We start from the raw sequence: 23,327 nt of genomic DNA on the forward strand, positions 1-23,327 counted from the left end.
TATGTCTATGAAAATCAGTGAGAAAAAATTTAATGATCGCGTTGGCGATGGAATTCAAGATTCTTTTATGCGCGGAGCAGTATCTTCTGCGCAAACGCGCCTATATACGAATCGCTTAAAAGCAGCGGACGAATTAGGAAACTGGGAAGAGTGGCGTGAACTAGGTGAACAAATTCGCCAACATACGTTAGAAAATCTTGATTATTACTTAATGCAGTTAAGTGAAAATGTATCAAAAAGAGGCGGACATGTGTACTTTGCGAAAACGAAAGAGGAAGCAGCAAAGTATATTCAAGACGTTGCAAAAAAGAAACAAGCGAAGAAAGTTGTAAAATCAAAATCAATGGTAACTGAAGAAATTAGTATGAATCATGCCCTTGAAGAGATTGGTTGTGAAGTGTTAGAAAGTGACTTAGGAGAGTATATCTTGCAAGTAGATAACGATCCACCTTCACATATTATTGCGCCCGCACTTCATAAAAACAGAACGCAAATTCGTGATGTATTTAAAGAAAAGCTTGGCTATGAAAATTCTGATGATCCATATGAAATGACAAAGTTTGTTCGTAAACAACTTCGTGAGAAATTTATGGATGCAGAAATTGGTGTGACAGGTTGTAACTTTGCAGTTGCAAATACTGGCTCTCTTTGTTTAGTAACGAACGAAGGTAATGCCGATCTTGTTATGTCGATTCCGAAAACTCAAATTGCAGTAATGGGTATGGAACGTATGGTTCCGACAATGGAAGAATTAGATGTTTTAGTTGGTTTACTATGTCGTAGTGCAGTAGGGCAAAAATTAACAAGTTATGTAACTGTAGCGGGACCAATTCAAGAAGAGGAAGTAGATGGACCAGAAGAATTCCACTTAGTTGTTGTTGATAATGGCCGCTCTCAAATTCTTGGATCTGAATTCCGCTCAGTATTGCAATGTATTCGTTGTGCTGCTTGTGTTAACGTATGTCCTGTATATCGTCACGTTGGTGGACATTCGTATGGTTCTATATACTCAGGACCAATCGGTGCGGTATTAACACCACTTTTAGGCGGATATGATGATTACAAAGAGCTTCCATATGCCTCTAGTTTATGCGGAGCGTGTACAGAAGCTTGTCCAGTAAAAATACCATTGCATGATTTATTATTAAAACATCGTCAAGTAATTGTTGAGCAAGAAGGACGTGCACCACTTGCAGAAAAATTAGCAATGAAAATGTTTAGTATGGGTGCATCTTCAGCAGCTTTATATAAAATGGGATCAAAAATGGCGCCAGCAGCAATGAGTCCATTTACATCTGGCAACCGTGTATCAAAAGGTGTTGGGCCACTTAAAAACTGGACAGATATTCGTGAATTCCCGGCTCCAAGTAAAGAACGATTCCGTGATTGGTATAAAGATCATAAGAAAGGCGGGGAAAAATAATGACAGGATTAATTCAAAACCGTGAGTCCTTTCTAGATAATATTGCAAAAGAACTTGGACGTGAGCGGAAAACGGAAGGCGTAAAGCGCCCAGCATGGAAAAGTAATGTGAATGTAGAAACGCTAAAAGATTATTCACAAGAAGAATTGTTAGAAGTATTTAAAAATCAATGTACAAACATTCATACAACTGTAGTGGAAACGACAAACGACCGTTTACGTGAAGATATTCAAAAAGTAATCGTGGAAAACGGCGGGGGACCTATTATGTTATCGGCAGATGAACGTTTTGATTCTTATGGATTAACTTCTTTATTTAAAGAAGAGCTTCCAAAGCAAAATGTTGAAGTGAATGTATGGGATCCTGAGAAAAAAGAAGAGAATATGCGTATCGCAGAAAGAGCGAATATTGGAATCGCATTTAGTGATTATACTTTAGCTGAATCTGGTACGATTGTTGTACAAAGTCATAAAGGTCAAGGTCGTTCTTTACACTTTTTACCAACTGTTTACTTTGCTATTATTCCACGTGAAACACTTGTGCCTCGTATTACACAAGCTGTTCAGGATATGAACACACGTGTAGAAAATGGCGAGGCAGTAGCATCTTGTATTAACTTTATTACAGGACCTAGTAACTCGGCAGATATTGAAATGAATCTTGTTGTCGGAGTACACGGACCATTAAAAGCAGTATATTTCATCGTATAAAAGAGGGGAAAGCAGGCCAGAAAATGGCCTGCTTTTTTAATAGAATAGAAATAATATGAAGTAGAATTTCTCTCCTTTTTTTGCTATGTTCTTCTGGAAAGGAGAGGAAGGGATGTTCACTTATTTATATGCATTGTTAGTGGGGATGGTGTTTGGTTCTTTTTTTATGTTAATTGCGATGAGAGTGCCGCTAGGTGAGTCTATCATTACCCCTCGTTCACATTGTCATTATTGTAAGTATGTGCTAAAGCCAAAAGAATTGATCCCAATCATTTCATTTTGTATACAACGGGGACGTTGTACGAATTGTAAGAGGAAAATTTCAATTTTGTACGTAGTATTTGAACTTGTAACCGGAATGATATTTTTTCTTACTGTATATATGATTGGGGTGGAACGAGAGCTTATCATCATTTTATCGCTATTTTCGCTACTTCTTATTATTTCAGTTACAGATTACATATATATGTTAATCCCAAATCGTATTTTAGCTTGGTTTGCCTGTTTACTCATTTTAGAATGTATTTTTGTACCGTTAGTGACTTGGACAGATAGTATAGTTGGTAGTGGCGTTATATTCATTTTGTTATATTGCATGCAAAAGATATATCCAGAAGGGCTTGGTGGAGGGGATATAAAATTACTTTCGTTACTTGGATTTATAGTGGGACTGAAAGGGATTTTTATGATTTTATTTTTAGCATCTTGCTTTAGTCTTTGTTTCTTTGGAGTTGGTATAGTATTAAAACGTATGAAAATGAGGAGCCAAATTCCGTTCGGTCCTTTTATTAGTCTTGGAGCAATATGTTACATGTTGGTCACGTATATAAAATAGAGAGGGGATAGAAAATGAATGTATATATGGATGATCAAAGAAGTTGTCCGTACGGGTATGTGCCCGCCACTACAGTAGAATGTGCTTTGCACATGGTTCGGGATTATGATGTGAATATTCTTTCCCTTGATTTTAATATGGGATGGGGGGGAAAGAAATGGATTAGATTTTCTAGAGGCTTTTTGTAAAGAGGGTTTATATGTAAATGAAATTCACCTTCATACGAATGATGTCATCGGTATGCACAAGATGAAACAGAGAATTAATAAGGGAAAGGAAGAAGGAGAAATTAATCCGCACCTTGTTGTTAAATATGTGGGGAGCTAAAAACTCCAAAGTAAAACTTTGGAGTTTTTAATGTTTCATATGTGCTTGTAACGGAATGATTTCTTCTTGTTGAGCTGCTACTAATTCAGTTTCTTCTTGTTTCACGTCAGGTACTTTTTTTGTTAAGTAATGGTATACCATACCGACAAAGACGGACCCGCCAATAATGTTACCGATTGTAACTGGAATTAAGTTATGAATAGCACCTGCAAAAGAAATTGTCTCCGGATGCGGTGAAACTAAAGATAGAGCAAACAGTGATAAGTTTGCAATGCTATGCTCGTAACCAGATAAGAAGAATGTGAAAACGAGTAGCATCATCATCATAATTTTTGCTGTATCACCTTTAACTTGAGAAGGTAAGAAACACGCAAGACATACAAGCCAGTTACATAAAATTGCTTTAAAGAATAATTGCATTGTAGGTGTATTCATTTTTCCTTCTACTACTTTATTCATGAAATGGCCGTGATCAATTGCTTCGAAAATTCCAGTTGCATAAAATAGTAAGGCAAAGAATAAAGCTCCAGCTAAATTCCCTGCATAACAAGCGAACCAGTTACGAAGTGTATCAGAAATCGTTGTTTCTTTTCTTAAAGTTGCTACAGTGAAGTACATTGTGTTTCCAGTAAACAATTCAGCACCGCCATATATAATAAGAACGAGAGCAATTCCGAAAAACATAGAAGCAGCTAAATAAGTTGCTGGTGAATCTGCAATGTGAAAAAAGTTACCTAATTTAAAACATAGTACAATAATAAAACCGATATAAATACCCGCAAGTGCGGCACGAATGAAATATTGCATCGGGTTTGTATCTAGCATTTGTTTTTTGCTCTTAGCCAGTTTGACAACATAATCTAATCCTTGTTCTAGCATGAGTAATACGCTCCTTTAGTACATCATCTATAAATACTCCTTATATGAATAAAGTACATGGAATCGTTCTTAGTTTCAATAAGTTTGTGCAATGTTTCACAAAAAGGACATACATAGATTAAGAAAACGTTTACAAAAGATAGTATAATGGAATTTTTTCTGGACATTGAGAGGGGGAAGGGAAAAAGAAAAAGCGCTGTAATTACAGCGCTTTTTCGTCTAAATTCTTTTCTACTTTTACTTCTACTTCTTTCGAGAAGAACCAGCCACCAACTGCGATTCCAACTAATACAATCCAGAATGTAAGTTTCCATGGCGTAGATTCTGGGAATGAATGCGGAATTACATTTAATGCAGGGTGTGCTAATGTATAAATTGCTAATTTCACACCAACCCAACCTACAATTAAAAATGCTGCGGTTTCAAGTCCTGGTTTACGTTTTAATATTTGTACGAAAGCAGTTGCTGCAAATCGCATAATGATTAATCCGATAAGTCCACCTACAAAGATAACAACGAATTGCCCAGTATCAAGACTACCAATTGTACCTAAGCCTGTTTTTGGTAAAGTCATTGCTAATGCAACAGCAGCTAAAATTGAATCAACTGCAAAGGCGATATCAGCAACCTCAACTTTAAATACAGTCCACCAAAAGTTCTCTTGTTTTTTCTTTGCTTCTTTTTCTTCTGTGTCTTCATCCGAATTCTTTTTAACATACGTTTTAAATAAGTGATTACCAGCGATAAACATAAGATAAATGGCACCGATTGCTTGCACTTGCCATACGTCGACTAGGAACGAAATCATAAATAACGATCCGAAACGGAAAACAAATGCCCCCGCTAATCCGTAAAATAGTGCTTTCTTTCGTTTTTCTTCTGGTAAATGTTTTACCATAATTGCAAGAACGAGAGCGTTATCAGCCGCTAAAATCCCCTCTAGTGCAATTAGGATGAGTAATACCCAACCATACTCCAATAATAATGATACATCCATGTACATTCTCCTCTCATTTCTATAAGTACTAAATAAGTGAAGAATTTCCCCACTATTTAGTTTCCCCATACTCCTGCCTATTAACTTTGGAAGAATTTGGAAATTAATACAAAAAAGACCTCTGCCGTTAATAGGCAAAGGTCTTGCTAGACATATGTAATGAAAATGCCAACAAAGCCGGAAGAACTAAGTTCTACGTAATGACGACTTTGTTTCCAAGAAATATTCTTGGACGCTACTCCCCTTTGGAGATATGCTATTGTACTCTCATTATATGGATAATTTATACGGTTGTCAACCTGTTAAAATATCTTCATTTGGATATTTTATTTTTCGGTTCTTTTTACGTGCAAATGAAAAAGCCAATGTTAAAGGTCCCATTTTCCCAAAAAACATCATAAAGATGATAATAGCTTTTCCGATCATAGTTAAGTGTGGTGTGAAATTCATACTGAGACCCACAGTCCCAAATGCTGAAAATACTTCGAAAGCACTCATCAATAGAGGAACTCGCTCAGTAATACTTAAAATTAAAATAGCAAAAAAGATAAATGAAATGGAAATAATAGTGATGGTCAATGCTTTGACAATGAGAGTATCTTTAATAGATTTTTTAAAAACGACAATATCATCTTGTTCTTGTAAAAATTTAAACACCCCAAAAAACATGATTAAAAATGTTGTTAACTTAATTCCACCACCGGTTGAAGCACTACCAGCGCCAATAAACATAAGGAGCATCATTAATAGTAGGGAAGGCTTTGATAATGCAGAAATATCAACTGTATTAAACCCGGCAGTACGAGTTGAAACCGCCTGGAAATAAGCGGCCATTCCTTCTTCAAATGGGGTAAATTCTCTCATAGAAAGGGAATTGTGGAACTCGAATATAAAAATAAAAACAGTCGCAATAATATTGACGATTAGAGTAGAAGAGAGCATAAGTTTTGAGTGTAATGTAAGGTTTTTAAAATTTTTCTTTCTTTTTATATCTACGATTACTGTAAAACCAATTCCACCTAAAATAATGAGGGAGGAAATAACGAGATTGACAAGAATGCTATGAGAATGGGACATTAAATTATCGCTCCACACAGAAAAACCAGCATTGTTAAAAGCAGAGATTGAATGAAAAAAGCTATAATAGACCCCTTTAGCAATCCCGTATTTTGGTACCCATTCAAAAGAAAGAATTAAAGTAGCGATACATTCGACTGTAAAAGAGAATAAAAATAATGCTTTGGCAAGACGAATGACGCCACCAATGTTCGTTTGATTTAACGCTTGTTGTAACAAAATTCGGTTTTGAAGACCAATTTTTCTGCCGAGCATAATCGCAATTAAAACGGCAAAGCTCATAATGCCAAGTCCGCCCACTTGTATAAGCGTTAAAATGACACATTGGCCAAATAAGGTAAATACTTTTCCTGTGTCTACAACACCAAGCCCTGTAACCGTACAAGCAGAAACGGTTGTAAATAAAGCATCGAGCCATGAAATAGACGTTGTTGTAGCAATTGGTAGCTTTAATAAGCATGTACCGATAATTGATAACATAATAAAAGACAAAGTAAGAACACGGGGAGGACTCATGCTAATATTAATCCGTTTCATGTTACATATCGTTCCTTTCAGTTTGCTCTTACTAGTATGTGAAAAAGCACGATTATGTATGTTAAAAATAGAAAGAGGCAGAGAATATCTGCCTCTAAGCCATATGGTATAGTATTATCCACGTAATTGTTGTTGAGCTAAAGCAACAAGTCGTTTCGTTACTTCACCGCCAACTGAACCGTTAGAACGAGATGCTGTATTAGAACCTAAGCTAACACCGAATTCTTGTGCGATTTCATATTTAAATTGTTCAAGCGCTTGTTCTGCACCTGGAACTAGTAATTTGTTTGTTTTTACCATGTTGATACACATCCTTATAAGTAGTCCAGTTCAGCTAAGTACCTATCTAAACTGGTAACGTTATTTTATGTGGAAACGACGTACTCATACGCGGAAGTAATCGGTGTGATTAGAAGTTATTGGATAGAAAAAAGAGTAGCAAATTTGCTACTCTTTTTTCAGTATTGTCGCTGTACCTTCCACGACAATATCACCGGATTGATTATATATGTTTGTTTGCAACGTAATGATTTTTTTATCGTCTCGTTTTTTAATGACTTCTGCCACAACGCGAAGTGTATCACCAATTTTGACAGGAGCACGGAATGAAACGTTTTGAGATAAATAAATCGTGTTTTTGCCAGGGAGTTTCGTTCCAAGAATCGTCGAAATGAAACTGGAAACGAGCATGCCATGAGCAATACGTTCTTTAAACATTGTCGTTTTTGCAAAAGAATCTAAAATATGAATAGGATTCACATCTCCAGTCAATTTTGCAAAATTAATAACGTCCTCATCCGTAATAGTTTTTGTAAGGGATGCTTGATCACCGACTTGAATCTCATCATAACGAAGCTCCGGAACAGTTTGTGCTTCTTGAAATGGATTCATTTTGGCCTCCTTCTTTTCCATATCGAAAAATGCCAGCCATCTTGATGTAGTAGGAGGAAGAAAGAGTTTTGTTTGTGCTGCAGTTAGCTCCCACATCTTTCTTACTTGATGGAAGTAAATAAATTTTTTGAGTTTTCCTCGAACTGCTTTGCGAGTTCTAGTTGTTTGGACTTGAACTCTCCCAAAAAAACATCTAACTGTTTTTGAACCTCGTCACGTTGTAATTGTTGTTGTTCGATAAATTGTTTTGTTGTTTCTTCAAATTGACCGCTAGTTTGAGTAAGAATAGACAAAGATGTTTTCGTAGGAGAAACAGTAAGTTGGTGCATTTGAGTAGAAAGTTCATTCCATTTTCCTTGCCACTCGTTAATTTGATCATTTAAGGAGTTTCCAGTTAATTGCTTCACGTAATCTGTATATTGGTTATTGAACTGAGCAGTGAATTGTTGTAGTTCTTTTTCTAGTTCATCTACTCCTGATGTTAATTTATGCAAAGCGTCTTGTTGTTGTTTTAAAGTTTCTAAAGTAAGTTGCTCTAATTGTTTCCCAGCTGAAGAGAAGAGGGAAAGAGATTGAGACCAGTTTTTCCAAAATGCATCGACTAATTCGTATGGCTTAGTTTCCATTGTTTGACCTCCAAATGTTTTTTTGCATATTGTGAACGCAGATTACTCTGCTGTACCACCAGGTGAAGATGAAGAATCCTTTTCATCCTTTTCTGGAGAAGTAGAAAATGGAAAGAATGCATTGGTGTATAACGTAAAAAACGTCCGCAACATATTTTGATAATGTTCAAAAGAAGTCGCACATGTTGTTAAATATTGCTCTCCATATTCTGTTAAAGAATAAATTCGTTTCGCTGGCCCGCCTTCGCTTGTATCCCAAGTAGAAGAAATAAGGTTTTCTTTTTCTAATTTGCGTAGTGTTCTATACACATTACCTTGGTCAACAGAAGAAAAGCCGATGTCCATTAGCATTTGAATGAGTTTGTAACCATGAAGACTCCAGTCTTTTAGACAGAGAAGTAAGAAAGGAACTAAGAAGTTTTTTGGCATGGAGTTTGGTTGTTTCGCTTGGTTTTTTTCCAAACTTTCTGGGTGTTCTGGTTCATTATGTAGCATGATTGTGCATCACCTCATGAATCAGTTAGATGGAATTTTTTGCTTATAAGTGCAATTTACACCTATCTGTTTTTAATGTCAACACATTTATTGGAAAATAAAGAAAAATAAAATATAGACTTGAAGTTTTATTCAGAATATTAGAAAATAGTGAATAGGTTGAATTGTTTCAAAAACAAAAAAGGGAGTGTAGGCGAAGTGATTGATCAAAAATTCGATCCATTGCAAGCATGGAAAAATGCTTATGAACAAACCGAAACATTTTGGGGAAAAGCGCTCAATGAAACAATTAAAACAGAAGAATATTCTGCTTGGATGGGCAGCGTTCTAGATTTGAATTTGTTTTATCAAAAAGCATTAAATGATACGACAAAAAATTATTTAGAACAGGTGAATGTGCCGACGAGAGAGGATATCGCTAGAGTAGCTACGCTTGTTATCAATTTAGAAAATAAAGTTGATAACATTGAGGAAATTCTAGAAGAGAAAGTGGATTCATTAGGACAAGCTCCTACATTAAAGCGTGATGTTACGAAAGTAAAACAAGATATTCGCACGCTAGAAACGAAAGTTGATCAAATTTTAGAGTTACTAGAAAAGCAAAATGCAGTACTAGAGAAACTACAAGTACCTGCAAAAGAAGAAGTAAAACCTGCGAATAAGCCGGAAAATAAAAAATGATAATAGCGTTTGTTTATAACGTGCAAAAGGGAAAGGGAGAATCTCTTTTTCATATATAAACAACGAAACATAATTAATATATGGACTCTATTCATATGAGTACCAAAATGATTCATAACAATCGTTCACAAATTCATTTAAGGGGGAAAAGAAATGGTTCAATTAAATGGCAAAGTAGCAATCGTAACAGGTGGGGCAAAAGGAATTGGAAAAGCAATTACAGTAGCATTAGCACAAGAGGGAGCAAAAGTAGTTATTAACTATAACAGCAGTAAAGAAGCAGCTGAAAACTTAGTAAATGAATTAGGAAAAGAAGGACATGACGTTTATGCAGTTCAAGCGGATGTTTCTAAAGTAGAAGATGCAAACAGACTTGTAGAAGAAGCTGTGAATCATTTTGGTAAAGTTGATATTCTTGTTAATAATGCTGGTATTACAAGAGATCGTACATTCAAAAAATTAAATCGTGAAGATTGGGAGCGCGTAATTGACGTGAACTTGAGCAGTGTATTTAATACAACAAGCGCGGTACTTCCATACATATCGGAAGCAGAAGAAGGAAGAATCATTAGTATTTCTTCTATTATTGGCCAAGCTGGTGGATTTGGACAAACAAACTACTCTGCAGCAAAAGCAGGTATGTTAGGATTTACAAAATCATTAGCATTAGAGCTTGCAAAAACAAATGTAACTGTAAACGCAATTTGCCCAGGATTTATTGATACTGAAATGGTAGCAGAAGTACCAGAAGAAGTGCGTCAAAAAATCGTTGCGAAAATCCCGAAAAAACGTTTTGGTCAAGCTGATGAAATTGCAAAAGGTGTAGTATATCTATGCCGTGACGGTGCGTATATCACAGGTCAGCAATTAAACATTAACGGCGGATTATACATGTAATGAAGTAAGAAAAAAGTGCATATCCATAGCAGGAATGCACTTCTTTTTTTTAGAAATAAATCGACCGAAAAGGAGATAGAAAAATGACTACATTCGTAACGGAATGGGAAAAGCAATTGGAGTTGTACCCAGAAGAATATCGTAAAGCATATCGCCGTGTGAAAAGAGCGAGCGAAGTTTTATTACGCGAACCAGAACCACAAGTTGGTTTAACACCGAAAGAAGTTATTTGGACGAAGAATAAAACGAAGCTGTATCGTTACATTCCAAAACAAGAAAAAACACAGAGAGTTCCAATCCTATTAATATACGCGCTTATTAATAAACCGTATATTATGGATTTAACTCCAGGAAATAGTTTAGTGGAATATTTAGTAGATCGTGGTTTTGATGTGTATATGCTTGATTGGGGCACATTTGGTTTAGAAGATAGTCATTTGAAATTTGATGATTTCGTGTTTGATTATATTGCAAAAGCAGTGAAGAAAGTAATGAGAACTGCGAAATCGGACGAGATTTCTTTACTTGGTTATTGCATGGGTGGAACGCTAACTTCTATTTATGCAGCACTTCATCCGCACATGCCAATTCGCAACTTAATCTTTATGACAAGTCCTTTTGATTTCTCCGAAACAGGATTATACGGTCCTTTATTAGATGAGAAATACTTCAATTTAGATAAAGCGGTTGATACATTCGGAAATATTCCGCCAGAAATGATTGATTTCGGAAATAAGATGTTAAAACCAATTACAAACTTTGTAGGTCCATATGTTGCTTTACTCGATCGTTCAGAAAATGAGCGCTTCGTCGAAAGCTGGAAATTAGTTCAAAAGTGGGTTGGTGACGGTATTCCATTCCCAGGTGAATCGTATAGACAATGGATTCGTGATTTTTATCAAAATAATAAATTAGTGAAAGGTGAACTCGTTATTCGCGGACAAAAGGTAGACCTTGCAAATATTAAGGCGAATGTCTTAAATATTTCTGCGAAACGTGATCATATCGCCCTGCCATGCCAAGTAGAAGCTTTGCTAGATCATATTTCTAGCACAGATAAACAATATGTATGTTTACCAACGGGACATATGTCGATCGTTTACGGTGGAACAGCGGTAAAACAAACATATCCGACGGTTGGAAATTGGCTGGAGGAGCGTTCTAATTAAAAATAAAAAATCCAACTAGCGTATGTTAGTTGGATTTTTTTATGGGAAATAACAAAAGATAGAAAGGAGAAATTTATATTTTAGGAGTATAATTATGAAACTTATGACTGGTAAGTTGTTTTGGAATACAGGAGTTTCTATACCTTGTTATCCAGCGTTAGAAAATGATATGATATGTGATGTGCTTGTAGTCGGAAGCGGAGAAGCAGGTGCTCATATAGCGTATTCGTTAGCGAAAATTGGAATGCGTGTTACGCTCATTGAAAAACGAGCAATCGCCTGTGGTAGCACAGCTGCTAATACAGGTTTACTACAATTTCTTCATGATAAATCATTAACTTCACTTATTCATACATTTGGTGAAAAAAAAGGGGTACGAGCATATAAGCTTTGTTACGAAGCGCTACGAACAATGGAGCAAGTTGTACCGACTCTCGATATTGATCCCCAGTTTATTCCGCGAAGTAGTTTGTATTATGCAAGTAGAAATGAGGATGTATCGTTTTTACAAGAAGAATATAATACGTTACGCCATTATGGATTCCCGGTTGAATATTTTACCGATTCACATATGAAGAAGAAGTATTCATTTATAAAACAAGCAGCGTTATATACGCATGGTGATGCCGAAGTGAATCCGTATTTATTAGCGCATAGCCTTTTGCATAAAGCAAATCAAATGGGAGCTACTATACTTGAGCATACAGAGGCCATACATATAAAAAAACGCCAAAATGATTTAATTTGTTACACGAAAACAGGAAATCAAATTGTAGCAAAGAATATTATTATGGCGACAGGATATGAAGCACTTTTCGGAAAGAAAGAAAAAAATACAACAGTGGAAACATCATATGCAGTGGTGACAAATAAGGTAGATTCATTTGAAGGCTGGCATGAACAATCATTAATTTGGGAAACAGCACGGCCTTACTTATATTTTCGAACGTATCAAAACCGTATTATTGTAGGCGGATTAGATGAAGCGATGAAAATTCAAACAATCGGTGATACGAAATTATTGCATAAGCGTGATATCCTTATTAACATTGTAAAAGAGATGTTCCCGCAGTATAAGAATATACAGGCAGAGTACTATTGGGCGGCAGCATTTGGCGGTAGTCATGATGGTCTCCCTATTTTAAAAGAAGACAAAGAGATACATAATTTATTTTACGCATTGCCGTATGGAGGTAATGGAACTGTGTATGGAATGGTATTTGCCAAATTATTTGAGCAGTTATTTACAAATAAAGAAAGTGAAGATTTTTCTTTATTTAATCGATAGAAAAAAAGGTAGCGAAGTGATGGAATGAGAGATATAAAAAAGTTTTTACAAAAATTACGTCCTGTACAACTTATTGTTTTGTTTTATTTATTAGCAGTAGTTGTATCGGTGATATTGCTTAGTTTCCCGTTTGTTACGAAGGCTGGTGTGAAATGGACATTTATCGATGCCCTCTTTACATCTGTTAGTGCGGTAAGTGTTACGGGACTGTCTGTTGTTACAATTTCAGATACATTTACTACGGCAGGAATTATTATGTTAGCCCTTATTTTACAATTAGGCGGCTTAGGAATTATGGCACTTGGTACATTTGTTTGGATTATAACGGGGAAAAAAATCGGTTTGCAGAGAAGAAGACTCATTATGGCAGACCATAATCAAGGGAATTTATCAGGCCTTGTAGAATTGATGCGTTCTATTTTAATTGTAATTATTTCGATAGAACTTATTGGAGCAATACTATTAGGTACAAGATTTCTACTTTATTTTCCAACTTGGCAAGAAGCTTATTTCCACGGTTTCTTTGCCGCTGTTAGTGCAACTACGAACGGAGGATTTGATTTAACTGGACAATCACTAATTCCGTACAAAAAAGATTATATTGTGCAAATGATTCATATGTTACTTATTATTTTAGGAGCGATTGGCTTCCCGGTGTTAATGGAAGTAAAGCAATTCTTTAGTAAAAGGAGACAGCAACTATTCCGCTTTTCGTTGTTTACAAAATTGACGACAACGACATTTTTTGCACTCGTTATCGTTGGAACAATTATGATTTTTCTACTAGAACGAAATCAGTTTTTAGCAGGGAAGTCATGGCATGAAACAGTTTTCTATACATTATTTCAATCTGTGACGACGCGAAGTGGTGGACTGGCTACAATGGATATACGTGAATTGTCACAACCGACGCTTTTATTTATGAGTATATTAATGTTTATAGGGGCATCTCCAAGTTCGGTTGGGGGCGGAATACGTACAACAACATTTGCTGTTAGTATATTATCGTTATACACTTTTGCAAGAGGCGGGAGAACAGTTAGAGTCTTCAAACGTCAGCTACATGAAGAGGACGTGCTGAAAGCATCTGTCGTTATGACGATGGGGATTTTATTATGTGCCACAGCACTCTTTATTTTATCTATTACGGAAAATGTACCGCTTATGAGTTTGATTGTTGAAGTGTGTTCTGCTTTCGGGACGACAGGACTATCGACAGGTATTACGCCAGATTTAACAACTGTTGGTAAACTTGTACTCATTGTACTTATGTTTATTGGGCGTGTCGGTATTTTAACATTTATACTGGCTAGTGGGGGAAGAGAACAGCCACCTCGCTATAAATACCCGAAAGAGAGAATTATTATTGGATAGTATGAAACCATTCTACCTATGTTAGGTAGAATGGTTTTTTAGTCGTTAATGCCAAATTGCGGATGCATAAAAGCGTCATTCTTATTATCCACTTCTTTTTTTAGCAACTCTTGATTTTCTTCTGAAATCCACCCAATATCATTTGTAGGATGAATCCATTCTTCTCCAGCCATAATGGCAGGGTCTACTTCATCACTCCAATTGTGAAGTGGACTATTCTCGGAATCATATTTACTGTCTCCAATTACGACGTCATATTGATTTATGAAAGGTTGTTGCATCTTCTTTCCTGTTCCTTTAAAAGATGGGAAATTCATTTGATGCGGGAGCGTTTCATCTAAAATTGGTGACTGAACTTTATCTTTCTTCTTCAAAATAATCGCTCCTTTTATAATACTTTCTTCATAGGTAGTATTTCCATCTAGTGGCTCTTATGTACTTGTTAACACTTGCCAGTAATAATTATTTAATGTTGCTTCAAACTAGAGTAGAAAGTGAATTCTTGAAAGCAGGTGAATGTATTGGTAAAAAGAAAAGTGAAACAAAATGCGGCAATCAACAATAATAAAACTCCGAAAGAAAGCTTACCAGATGCAGAATTTGCATTAGAGTATGAAGGAGAAAATAGCGCGAAGTATGCAAATCGTAATTCAAAAAAAGGTAAACAAAAATGAGGCGTTTTTTACAAACGCCTCATTTTTTTGTGGGATTATAAAGGTTTTTTTAATTATTTGTAAATTTAGTGTTCATTATTGGCAGAAAAATGCGAAAAAACATAGAAGTAGCAACGTATTACACAAAAACAAACAACAAACAAAAGATTAATGTTGGTTTAATACTGCTTTTACACTAGTTGTTTATATTGGAGTTGTACATAAGATTTATAAAAGGAGAGAGAGACAGTGAAAAAAACAATCTTTAAAGCTGTAGCAACTGGAATGGTATTTTCGTTATTAATGGGTTGTGGTGCAAAGAAAGAAGAAAGTGCTGGGGCAAAAGTAAAGGATGATAAATTATCTGGATCATTAACTGTTTACACAGCGATTGAAGAAGAACTTGTACCAATTTATCTTGATTCTTTTAAACAGAAGTATCCAGATGTGAAACTGAACATTGTTCGTGATTCAACTGGAGTTATTACAGCGAAATTGCTAGCTGAAGGAAAAAATACACAAGCAGATGTTGTATGGGGAACAGCAGCGTCTAGTCTATTAGCTTTAGATAAAAAAGATATGTTAAAAGGTTACTCTCCAAAAGGAGCAGATCGTGTTCTTACGCAATTTAAAGATGATAAGCAACCAGAAAAATGGGTAGGTAATACGGCATTTATGACGGGGATTGCTATAAATAAAGAAGAATTAAAGAAGAAAAATTTACCGATGCCAGAATCATACGAAGACTTAACGAAACCAGAATATAAAGGAACGCTTATTATGCCACATCCAGCTTCTTCTGGAACAGGATTTTTAACAGTTTCTGCATGGTTACAAATTATGGGTGAAGATAAAGGCTGGGATTACATGAAAAAACTTCATGATAATATGGCAACTTATACTCATTCAGGTTCAAAACCGGCGAAATTAGCAGGCGCAGGTGAATATCCAGTTGGCGTATCAATGGTTTATAGTGCTTTGAAAGAGAAACAAAAAGGTGCACCAGTTGAAGTTGTATTGCCGAAAGAAGGATTAGGTTGGGAAGTAGAAGCGAACGCACTTATTAAAAAAGATAATGCAAAAAATGAAAAATTAGCGCAAGCATTTTTAGATTGGGCAATTACTGATGATGTAATGAAGTTATACTTTGAGAAAAATGGATTCGCGACAATAAAAAATGATTATAAACTTCCAGATGGATTCCCTAAAGATGTGACAGAAAAGTTATACAAAAAGAATGACTTTAAATGGGCAGCAGAAAATCGCGACAAAATTTTAGAAAAATGGGAAAAAGAGTTTGGCCAAAAAGCAGAACCGAAAAAGTAAGTGAGTGGGAGAGAGAAAAAATGAGCGAATATTTATCAATTCAACATATTCAAAAACAGTTTGATGCATTTACAGCGTTAAAAGATATTTCTTTTACTGTGAAAAAAAATGAGTTTGTATGTTTATTAGGCCCAAGTGGTTGTGGGAAAACAACATTGCTTCGAATTTTAGCAGGGCTAGAAGAGGCAACAACAGGTAGTATAGCTGTGGATGGAAAAGATATTACAGCATTACCTCCTGGAAAGAGGAATTTCGGAATGGTGTTTCAATCGTATGCGTTATTTCCGAATTTAACAGCACTTGAAAACATTGAATACGGCTTAAAGACAAAAAAATATGGAAAAGCAGAAGTAAAAGAGAAAGCGCTAGAGGCGTTAGAACTTGTAGATTTGCTGAATGTAAAAGATAAATATCCTGCTCAAATGTCTGGTGGACAACAGCAGCGAGTAGCACTTGCACGTGCGCTCGCTCTGTCTCCGGATATTTTGTTACTCGATGAGCCATTATCTGCTTTAGATGCAAAAGTGCGTGAAAAGTTACGTAGAGAAATGCGTGATTTGCAAGAAAAAGTAGGAGTAACAACTATTATGGTTACGCATGATCAAGAAGAGGCATTAACGATGGCCGATAAAATTGTTGTAATGAATCATGCGGAAATTATGCAGATTGGCACACCAGAGGAGATTTATCAAAGACCAGCCAATCCATTTGTGGCAGATTTTATTGGTTCTATTAATTTCTTTTCGAAAAACAATGAAGAACATGCAATTCGTCCTGAGCATGTAACAGTTGTACAAAAGGATGGTATTAAAACGGTTGTGGAAAGCATGGAATTTCGCGGATCTGTATATCGGACGGAAGTGCGGGTCGTAGAAGAAAACACACATCTTTATAACGAGAAAATTGTAGTGGATATATTGGCATCAGAAGTAGAAGCAACGGCAATTAGAAAAGGAAAGCCGATTCAAATCTCTTTCTCAGAAAATCATATGTTGTCATATGGAAAGAAGGTCATTGTATAGATGGAGATGTTAGAAGATTTCAAGGTAGAAAGTACGAAAAAAAAGATTAAGAGACGTATCGGTAAAGAAGAGTGGATACAAAGACTATTAATTATTGGTATGCTTCTCGCGTTTTTGATCATGCTTGTATTACCTTTATTACAATTGTTTACACAAGCTTTTTATGATAAAGATGGAGCTTTCATTGGTGTTGCGAATTTCAGTAAATATTTTACAACACCAACGCTAGTTCAATCATTACAAAATACGATATGGATTTCGGGCGCGACAACAATTATTGCAGTGACACTCGCTTTCGCTTACGCCTATGCGATCGCTCGTACGAATGTGTTTGGAAAGCGTGTATTCCAATATATTGCTTTGTTACCATTATTCGCACCAACGATGATGCATGGTATCGCACTTACATATTTATTTGGTAATCAAGGGTTAGTAACGAAAGGAATGTTTGGTTTGTTTGAAGGGATACAAATCCCTTTATATGGACCAGTAGGAATTGTAATGGCTGAAGTCATGTATACATTTCCGCAAGCATTTCTTATATTATTAATTGCTTTTCAAGGCTCTGATTATCGTTTATATGAAGCTTCTAATATGTTAGGAGCGAGTAAAACAAAGCAATTTTTCACTGTTACTTTACCTAGTGTAAAGTACGGATTAATTAGTGCGATGTTCGTTGTGTTTACACTTAGTTTCACTGATTTTGGGGCACCAAAAATTGTTGGTGGACAATATAATGTACTTGCTACTGATGTATATAAGCAAGTAATTGGGCAGCAAAATATGCCGATGGGTGCAACTGTCGGAATGATTTTATTAATCCCAGCTATATTTGCCTTTGCAGTTGATCGCATTACGCAAAGAAAGCAGGCGAATCTCTTATCTTCCAAATCAGTACCTTACAGAATAATAAATAATAAGAAACGAGATGTTATTTCATTCGTATATTGTAGCGTAGTAACGCTTATGATCATTCTATTATTTGTGGCAGTTGGTATTGCTGCAAGTGTGAAAGTATGGCCATATAATATGGGCTTTACATTTGAGCATTTTAATTTTTCCAGTTTAACAGGAGATGGACTGGAAGCATTTAAAAATAGCGTAATTGTTTCAGCAATTACTGCGGTTATTGGAGCGGTTTTAACATTTATGTTCGCTTATGCGATTGAGAAAATAGATCAGCTACAATTTTTCCGAAAAGCAGGTTACTTTTTCTCTATCGTCCCTTTAGCGATACCAGGTTTAGTACTTGGGTTAGGCTACGTCTTCTTCTTTAGTCAACCAACAATACAAATCTTTGGACTTTCCGTAACGAACCCGTTCCATTCTCTATACGGAACAATTGCTGTGCTAGTACTAGTCAATATCATTCATTTTTATTCTGTAACATTTGTTACGGCAACGACAGCTTTAAAGAAATTAGATCGAGAGTTTGAACTTGTTTCACAGTCGATGGGGATACCGTTTTATAAAACATTCTTTCGAGTTACGGTACCGATGTGTTTACCAGCCATTTTAGAAATGGTAATGTACTACTTCGTAAATTCAATGGTAACCGTCTCAGCAGTTGTATTCCTGTATGCAGCTGATTTTAAACTAGCTGCCGTATCAATTGTAAATATGGATGATGCAGGAAATGTAGCACCAGCAGCTGCAATGAGTGTACTTATTGTTGTTACAAATATTGTAGTGAGAGTTGTATATGAATGGGGAACGAAAGCACTTCGTAACCGAACGTCACAATGGCAAAAAAGATAAATAAGAAGGGTGATGGATTGAATGAAAGTAGAAGCAGTTATTTTTGATTGGGCAGGTACAACAGTTGATTACGGATGTTTTGCACCACTGGAAGTATTTATGGAGATTTTCCATAAACGCGGTGTTGCAATTACTGCAGAAGAAGCCCGTAAGCCAATGGGATTATTGAAAATTGATCATGTTAGGGCATTAACAGAGATGCCTCGTATTGCGAGTGATTGGAATCGTATTTTCGGACAATTACCAACAGAAGCAGACATTCAGGAGATGTATGAAGAATTCGAAAAGATTCTCTTCGCTATTTTACCGCGCTATGCGTCGCCGATTAATGGAGTAAAAGAAGTGATTGCTTCTTTACGTGAAAGAGGAATTAAAATTGGTTCAACGACTGGTTATACGAGAGAAATGATGGACATTGTAGCAAAAGAAGCAGCACTACAAGGGTATAAACCTGATTTTCTTGTAACACCAGATGATGTTCCAGCAGGTCGTCCGTATCCGTGGATGTGCTATAAAAATGCGATGGAGCTTGGTGTATATCCAATGAATCATATGATAAAAGTTGGAGACACGGTATCAGATATGAAAGAGGGAAGAAATGCTGGTATGTGGACAGTTGGTGTAATTCTTGGCAGTAGCGAACTCGGCTTAACTGAAGAGGAAGTGGAGAATATGGATCCGGTAGAACTTCGTGAAAAAATAGAAGTAGTTCGCAATCGTTTCGTTGAAAATGGGGCGCACTTTACGATAGAAACGATGCAGGAACTTGAAACCGTAATGGAACATATCGAGAAACAAGAACTTATTATTTCATAAAAGGGGAATAGGATCATGACTGAAAATCACTATTTATTATTAACGCCTGGACCATTAACAACAACCAAAACAGTAAAAGAAGTTATGTTATACGATTGGTGTACGTGGGATGATGAATATAACACAATGGTACAAGAGGTAAGAGCTAAGCTTGTATCGTTAGCAACGAAGGAAGAAGAGACATATACAACTGTTCTCATGCAAGGAAGCGGTACGTTTTCAGTTGAAGCAGTGATTGGATCTGTCGTTCCTAAAGATGGAAAGCTGCTCGTATGTACAAATGGTGCGTATGGTAAGCGAATTGTACAAATGGCAGAGATGTTACATATAGATGTGGTGGTCAGTCAAACAGAAGAGTGGGAGCCTACTAATATTGCAGAAGTAGAAAAGATATTGCAACGAGATAAAGAGATTACACATATTGCAGTTGTTCATTGCGAAACAACAACAGGTATTATCAATCCAATTGTAGATGTATGTAAATTAGGGAAGCAATACGGAAAAGTAACACTGGTTGATGCAATGAGTAGTTTTGGTGGTATTGAAATAGATATCGCTGAGTTGCAAATTGACTTTCTAATTAGTAGTGCGAATAAATGTATTCAAGGGGTTCCTGGATTCGGCTTTGTTATTGCAAAGCGCGATGAATTGGTGAAATGTAAAGGGCAGGCACGTTCATTATCATTAGACTTATTTGATCAGTGGGAAACGATGGAAAATCAAAATGGGAAATGGCGTTTTACGTCACCTACACATGTTGTACACGCTTTTTATCAAGCACTACTTGAATTAGAAAAAGAGGGCGGAGTAGAAGCGCGTTACAATCGATATTATAACAATCAAAAAATATTAGTGAATGGAATGAGAGAAATCGGATTTAAGCCACTAGTAGATGAAAAATATCAATCGCCTATTATTACATCCTTCATTTATCCAGAAGAGGGGTTCGATTTTGGGCAGTTATATAATGAATTAAAGTGTGATGGGTTTGTTATTTATCCAGGTAAAATTTCAAAAGTAGATACATTCCGCATTGGAAATATCGGTGATGTACATGAGGCAGATATCAATCGCTTAGTTTATAGTATCGCTAAAGGAGTTGTTATAGGTTGAAAGTATTTTGTTTAGGTGGAGCAGGTAAAATTTGTCGTGAAGCAATTTTAGATTTAGTGCAATTTTCATCTTTTGAGGTGATTACAGTAGCTGATTTTAATGAAGAAGAGGGCCTGAAAGTAGTAGAATGGCTCAACGATCCTCGTGTTGATTTTGTGAAAGTAGATGTAACGAATCACGAGGATACGGTTGCAAAAATGAAAGGTTATGACATTGTAATGGACGGTACGACAATTAAGTTAAATGGATTGTCTACTCGATGTATTGCAGAAGCAGGTTGTCACGGTGTGAATTTGAATGGGTTTGGTGAAGAAAATGAATCTCATTCTATATTTGCTCAAAATGAAAAAACGTGTCTACCTGGTTTTGGTATGACGCCAGGTGTAACGCAAATGATGGCAATGCATGCAACAAATCAGCTAGATACTGTAGAGTCAGTACGTGTAAGTCATGGCTCGTACCGTCCAATTGCTTTTTCTGCATCCATTACAGAAACAACGACATATGAATATGATCCACATTTACCATCGCGTACAGTATATGAAGATGGTGAATTTAAGCAAGTACCTCCTTTTGCGCGTCCAAGAGAAATTGAATTACCGGCGCCTTATGGTAAGGCAACGCAGTATATAATACCGCATTCTGAAACGATTACGTTAGCAAAAGCACTAGAACATAAAGGCGTCAAACTGATAGAGACGAGAGGAACTTGGCCAAAGAAAAATATGCAGCTCGTACGTGCTTTATATGATTATGGTATATTGCGTAATGATCGGGTTGACATAAATGGGAAAGAAATTGGCATTATGGATTGTATTTCGAAGTATTTATTGCAATCAAAAGAAGGGCAAGAAACAGAAATTTACGGTTATGCACTTCATGTAGAAGTAATAGGTATGAAAAATAATGAGAAACAAAGGCACGTATTATATCATACACACCCGTTATCTGATGGTTCTGTTGTAGGATGGGAAAAATTAAGAGCTTATACGAGAAACGTCGGTATTCCATTTGGGATTGCTACAGAGTTAATCGCAAAAGGGAATGTAAATAAAGTTGGTGTTGTGACACCTGAGGAAGCTTTTGTAAATCCACAAATTATTTTTGATGAACTAAAAAAACGTGGTATTCATATTCATGAAGAAGTTTTCACTGAAAAAGAAAGTTATAACTTTGTATAAGTAAGGCAGTTTATGAGGTAGAAATCAATGGGGTGAAGCTATGTCTGTAGTAGGTGAAGAAAGAAAGCGAACCATTCTTGAGAAGGTAGAGTTTAAAGGGAAAGTAAAAGTTTCAGAGTTAGCAAGAGAGTTTGCTGTATCAACAGAGACGATTCGTCGTTATTTAGAAGAATTGGATCGTGAAAAGAAGTTGAAGAAAGTGTATGGTGGAGCCGTGCAACTTCCGGGAGCTGGAATAGAGGCACCAATGTTAGAACGAGAGATGCTGCATATAGAAGAGAAGAAGAGAATTGGGTATAAAGCAGCAACGTTTGTGGAAGATGGAGATGTGATTGCGATTGATGATGGAAGTACACCACTTCAAATGGTGCCATATCTTGTTCATCGTAAAAATTTAACGATTGTAACAAGTTCATTTCCAGTAGCTACACAATTAATTTCTTCTATTAATAAAAAGATGTTTCACGGTGAAGTTTTATTTATTGGTGGAAAAGTATCTCCAAAGCATTCACGTGTGTCAGGTTCTATTTCGCAGCAAGTAATCCAGCAATTTCATTTTCATAAAGCATTCGTTTCGATTGATGGATTGTTACCTGGTTTTGGGGTTTCTAGTTTTGAATTAGAAAAGGCGAAACTGTCAGAAGCGATGCTGAAATTAGCGGAGAAAACATATATTTTATGTGATCATACAAAAGTAGGGGTAAAAGGAAATTACCGAATAGCAGCATTTTCACGTATTCAACATGTAATTTGTGATAAGAAAATGCCCTATAGTTTTGAAGAGGAAGTCAAAAATCATAATATTCAATGGACAATTTGCTAAATAAATTGAACTCCCACCTATTTTTGAGGTGGGAGTTTTACTGTCCGCAAATAGCGGGATAAAAGATTTGTATGTATGCAAAAAGTGGACACATTTTCTTATCTCTTTCATATAATTTACCAATACAAAAAAAGTTGGTCGAAGGAAAGAAGGGAGAAGCATGTCAGAACGGATATATAATAAACTTGTATTGTATGCAAATATTTTGCAAAAAATTGGTTTTATTAATGAAAAAGAAAAAAGTGAAATTCTTCATACGCTAGGTAAAAAGGCCCTTTGATTAAAGGGTTTTTTATTTTTTATCTTTGGAAATATAAACTTAATGTAATATTACCATTGACAATGATAATGATATTCATTATCATTTATTTGTAGGCAATTGATAACATTTATCAATTGCGAAAATTATATATGATAGGGGATATTATT

24 protein-coding genes, 1 pseudogene and 1 riboswitch are annotated in these 23,327 nt (G+C 35.9%); of the genes and pseudogenes, 17 read left to right on the forward strand and 8 right to left on the reverse strand.

Translation table 11 applies throughout. From position 1 onward, the window contains the following. Position 1 precedes the first annotated feature (1 nt). From AC3WTA_RS14155 to AC3WTA_RS14170, 4 genes and pseudogenes are all read left to right on the forward strand, one after another. Positions 2–1,423 (forward strand): LutB/LldF family L-lactate oxidation iron-sulfur protein, encoded by a 1,422-nt coding sequence (locus AC3WTA_RS14155; RefSeq protein WP_492332916.1) that lies wholly within the window; start codon positions 2–4, stop codon positions 1,421–1,423. Beyond that, the gene (locus AC3WTA_RS14160) at positions 1,423–2,133 is read left to right on the forward strand and encodes a LutC/YkgG family protein (protein WP_000147205.1); all 711 of its coding nucleotides are present in this window, start codon (positions 1,423–1,425) and stop codon (positions 2,131–2,133) included. Before AC3WTA_RS14155 ends, AC3WTA_RS14160 begins: the two co-directional genes overlap by 1 nt. Positions 2,134–2,245: 112 nt before the next feature. After that, entirely contained in the window at positions 2,246–2,968 is a 723-nt protein-coding gene (locus AC3WTA_RS14165) for a prepilin peptidase (RefSeq protein WP_000495729.1), read from the forward strand. Between the two features lie 14 nt (positions 2,969–2,982). Next, positions 2,983–3,295: pseudogene (locus AC3WTA_RS14170) on the forward strand (cyclic-phosphate processing receiver domain-containing protein). A gap of 27 nt (positions 3,296–3,322) precedes the next feature. Here AC3WTA_RS14170 and AC3WTA_RS14175 read toward each other — a convergent pair. From AC3WTA_RS14175 to phaQ, 7 genes are all read right to left on the reverse strand, one after another. Beyond that, positions 3,323–4,174: a formate/nitrite transporter family protein gene (locus AC3WTA_RS14175; RefSeq protein ID WP_000893044.1), complete on the reverse strand. Its 852-nt coding sequence runs from the start codon at positions 4,172–4,174 to the stop codon at positions 3,323–3,325. 202 nt (positions 4,175–4,376) lie between these two features. After that, positions 4,377–5,171 carry a TerC family protein gene (locus AC3WTA_RS14180; RefSeq protein ID WP_000383306.1) on the reverse strand — a complete coding sequence of 265 codons (795 nt, stop codon included), beginning with the start codon at positions 5,169–5,171 and terminating at the stop codon, positions 4,377–4,379. 90 nt (positions 5,172–5,261) lie between these two features. Next, a riboswitch (yybP-ykoY riboswitch) is annotated at positions 5,262–5,427 on the reverse strand. Between the two features lie 38 nt (positions 5,428–5,465). Next, positions 5,466–6,785 (reverse strand): TrkH family potassium uptake protein, encoded by a 1,320-nt coding sequence (locus AC3WTA_RS14185; protein ID WP_000822343.1) that lies wholly within the window; start codon positions 6,783–6,785, stop codon positions 5,466–5,468. A gap of 114 nt (positions 6,786–6,899) precedes the next feature. Next, a complete protein-coding gene (locus AC3WTA_RS14190) occupies positions 6,900–7,085 on the reverse strand; it encodes an alpha/beta-type small acid-soluble spore protein (protein WP_000241212.1) in 186 nt (61 codons plus the stop codon). A gap of 147 nt (positions 7,086–7,232) precedes the next feature. Further along, positions 7,233–7,676 (reverse strand): MaoC family dehydratase, encoded by a 444-nt coding sequence (locus AC3WTA_RS14195; RefSeq protein WP_001067917.1) that lies wholly within the window; start codon positions 7,674–7,676, stop codon positions 7,233–7,235. A 101-nt stretch (positions 7,677–7,777) separates the two neighbouring features. Beyond that, complete coding sequence (gene phaP / locus AC3WTA_RS14200) at positions 7,778–8,302, reverse strand: polyhydroxyalkanoic acid inclusion protein PhaP (protein WP_000448584.1); 525 nt, start codon at positions 8,300–8,302, stop codon at positions 7,778–7,780. Between the two features lie 42 nt (positions 8,303–8,344). Beyond that, a complete protein-coding gene (gene phaQ / locus AC3WTA_RS14205; RefSeq protein ID WP_000903018.1) occupies positions 8,345–8,797 on the reverse strand; it encodes a poly-beta-hydroxybutyrate-responsive repressor in 453 nt (150 codons plus the stop codon). A 198-nt stretch (positions 8,798–8,995) separates the two neighbouring features. Between phaQ and phaR the strand changes: the two genes are divergently transcribed. From phaR to AC3WTA_RS14230, 5 genes are all read left to right on the forward strand, one after another. After that, positions 8,996–9,478 (forward strand): polyhydroxyalkanoic acid synthase subunit PhaR, encoded by a 483-nt coding sequence (gene phaR, locus AC3WTA_RS14210; RefSeq protein ID WP_000566955.1) that lies wholly within the window; start codon positions 8,996–8,998, stop codon positions 9,476–9,478. Positions 9,479–9,631: 153 nt separating this feature from the next. After that, positions 9,632–10,375: an acetoacetyl-CoA reductase gene (locus AC3WTA_RS14215; protein WP_000250411.1), complete on the forward strand. Its 744-nt coding sequence runs from the start codon at positions 9,632–9,634 to the stop codon at positions 10,373–10,375. An 83-nt stretch (positions 10,376–10,458) separates the two neighbouring features. Next, positions 10,459–11,544 carry a class III poly(R)-hydroxyalkanoic acid synthase subunit PhaC gene (gene phaC / locus AC3WTA_RS14220; protein ID WP_000206842.1) on the forward strand — a complete coding sequence of 362 codons (1,086 nt, stop codon included), beginning with the start codon at positions 10,459–10,461 and terminating at the stop codon, positions 11,542–11,544. A 94-nt stretch (positions 11,545–11,638) separates the two neighbouring features. Next, positions 11,639–12,832 carry an NAD(P)/FAD-dependent oxidoreductase gene (locus AC3WTA_RS14225; protein ID WP_000772556.1) on the forward strand — a complete coding sequence of 398 codons (1,194 nt, stop codon included), beginning with the start codon at positions 11,639–11,641 and terminating at the stop codon, positions 12,830–12,832. Positions 12,833–12,856: 24 nt separating this feature from the next. Further along, positions 12,857–14,206: a TrkH family potassium uptake protein gene (locus AC3WTA_RS14230; RefSeq protein ID WP_001204688.1), complete on the forward strand. Its 1,350-nt coding sequence runs from the start codon at positions 12,857–12,859 to the stop codon at positions 14,204–14,206. Positions 14,207–14,244: 38 nt separating this feature from the next. On the opposite strand, the gene AC3WTA_RS14235 is transcribed toward AC3WTA_RS14230, so the two are convergent. Next, positions 14,245–14,580, reverse strand: a complete 336-nt coding sequence (locus AC3WTA_RS14235) for a DUF3905 domain-containing protein (RefSeq protein WP_002096783.1) — start codon at positions 14,578–14,580, stop codon at positions 14,245–14,247. 147 nt (positions 14,581–14,727) lie between these two features. Here AC3WTA_RS14235 and ykzP point away from each other — a divergent pair, with 147 nt between their 5' ends. The 8 genes from ykzP (at position 14,728) to AC3WTA_RS14275 (ending at position 22,898) form a co-directional block, all read left to right on the forward strand. Further along, positions 14,728–14,880, forward strand: coding sequence for a protein YkzP (gene ykzP / locus AC3WTA_RS14240; RefSeq protein WP_000240799.1), 153 nt, complete (start codon positions 14,728–14,730; stop codon positions 14,878–14,880). A 228-nt stretch (positions 14,881–15,108) separates the two neighbouring features. Further along, positions 15,109–16,185, forward strand: a complete 1,077-nt coding sequence (locus tag AC3WTA_RS14245) for a putative 2-aminoethylphosphonate ABC transporter substrate-binding protein (protein WP_000750911.1) — start codon at positions 15,109–15,111, stop codon at positions 16,183–16,185. A gap of 20 nt (positions 16,186–16,205) precedes the next feature. After that, entirely contained in the window at positions 16,206–17,207 is a 1,002-nt protein-coding gene (locus AC3WTA_RS14250; RefSeq protein WP_000006169.1) for a putative 2-aminoethylphosphonate ABC transporter ATP-binding protein, read from the forward strand. Next, complete coding sequence (locus tag AC3WTA_RS14255; RefSeq protein WP_000425408.1) at positions 17,208–18,965, forward strand: putative 2-aminoethylphosphonate ABC transporter permease subunit; 1,758 nt, start codon at positions 17,208–17,210, stop codon at positions 18,963–18,965. 21 nt (positions 18,966–18,986) lie between these two features. Next, on the forward strand, positions 18,987–19,781 hold the full coding sequence (phnX, locus tag AC3WTA_RS14260; protein WP_000861861.1) for a phosphonoacetaldehyde hydrolase: 795 nt from the start codon (positions 18,987–18,989) through the stop codon (positions 19,779–19,781). Positions 19,782–19,796: 15 nt separating this feature from the next. After that, on the forward strand, positions 19,797–20,894 hold the full coding sequence (gene phnW / locus AC3WTA_RS14265) for a 2-aminoethylphosphonate--pyruvate transaminase (RefSeq protein WP_000138240.1): 1,098 nt from the start codon (positions 19,797–19,799) through the stop codon (positions 20,892–20,894). Continuing rightward, positions 20,891–22,075 (forward strand): saccharopine dehydrogenase family protein, encoded by a 1,185-nt coding sequence (locus AC3WTA_RS14270; RefSeq protein ID WP_000862179.1) that lies wholly within the window; start codon positions 20,891–20,893, stop codon positions 22,073–22,075. The genes phnW and AC3WTA_RS14270 overlap by 4 nt, the downstream gene beginning before the upstream one ends. Positions 22,076–22,115: 40 nt before the next feature. Next, entirely contained in the window at positions 22,116–22,898 is a 783-nt protein-coding gene (locus AC3WTA_RS14275) for a DeoR/GlpR family DNA-binding transcription regulator (RefSeq protein ID WP_000117659.1), read from the forward strand. Positions 22,899–23,327: the final 429 nt, after the last annotated feature.

Source organism: Bacillus sp. EB106-07-01-XG149, assembly GCF_058791555.1.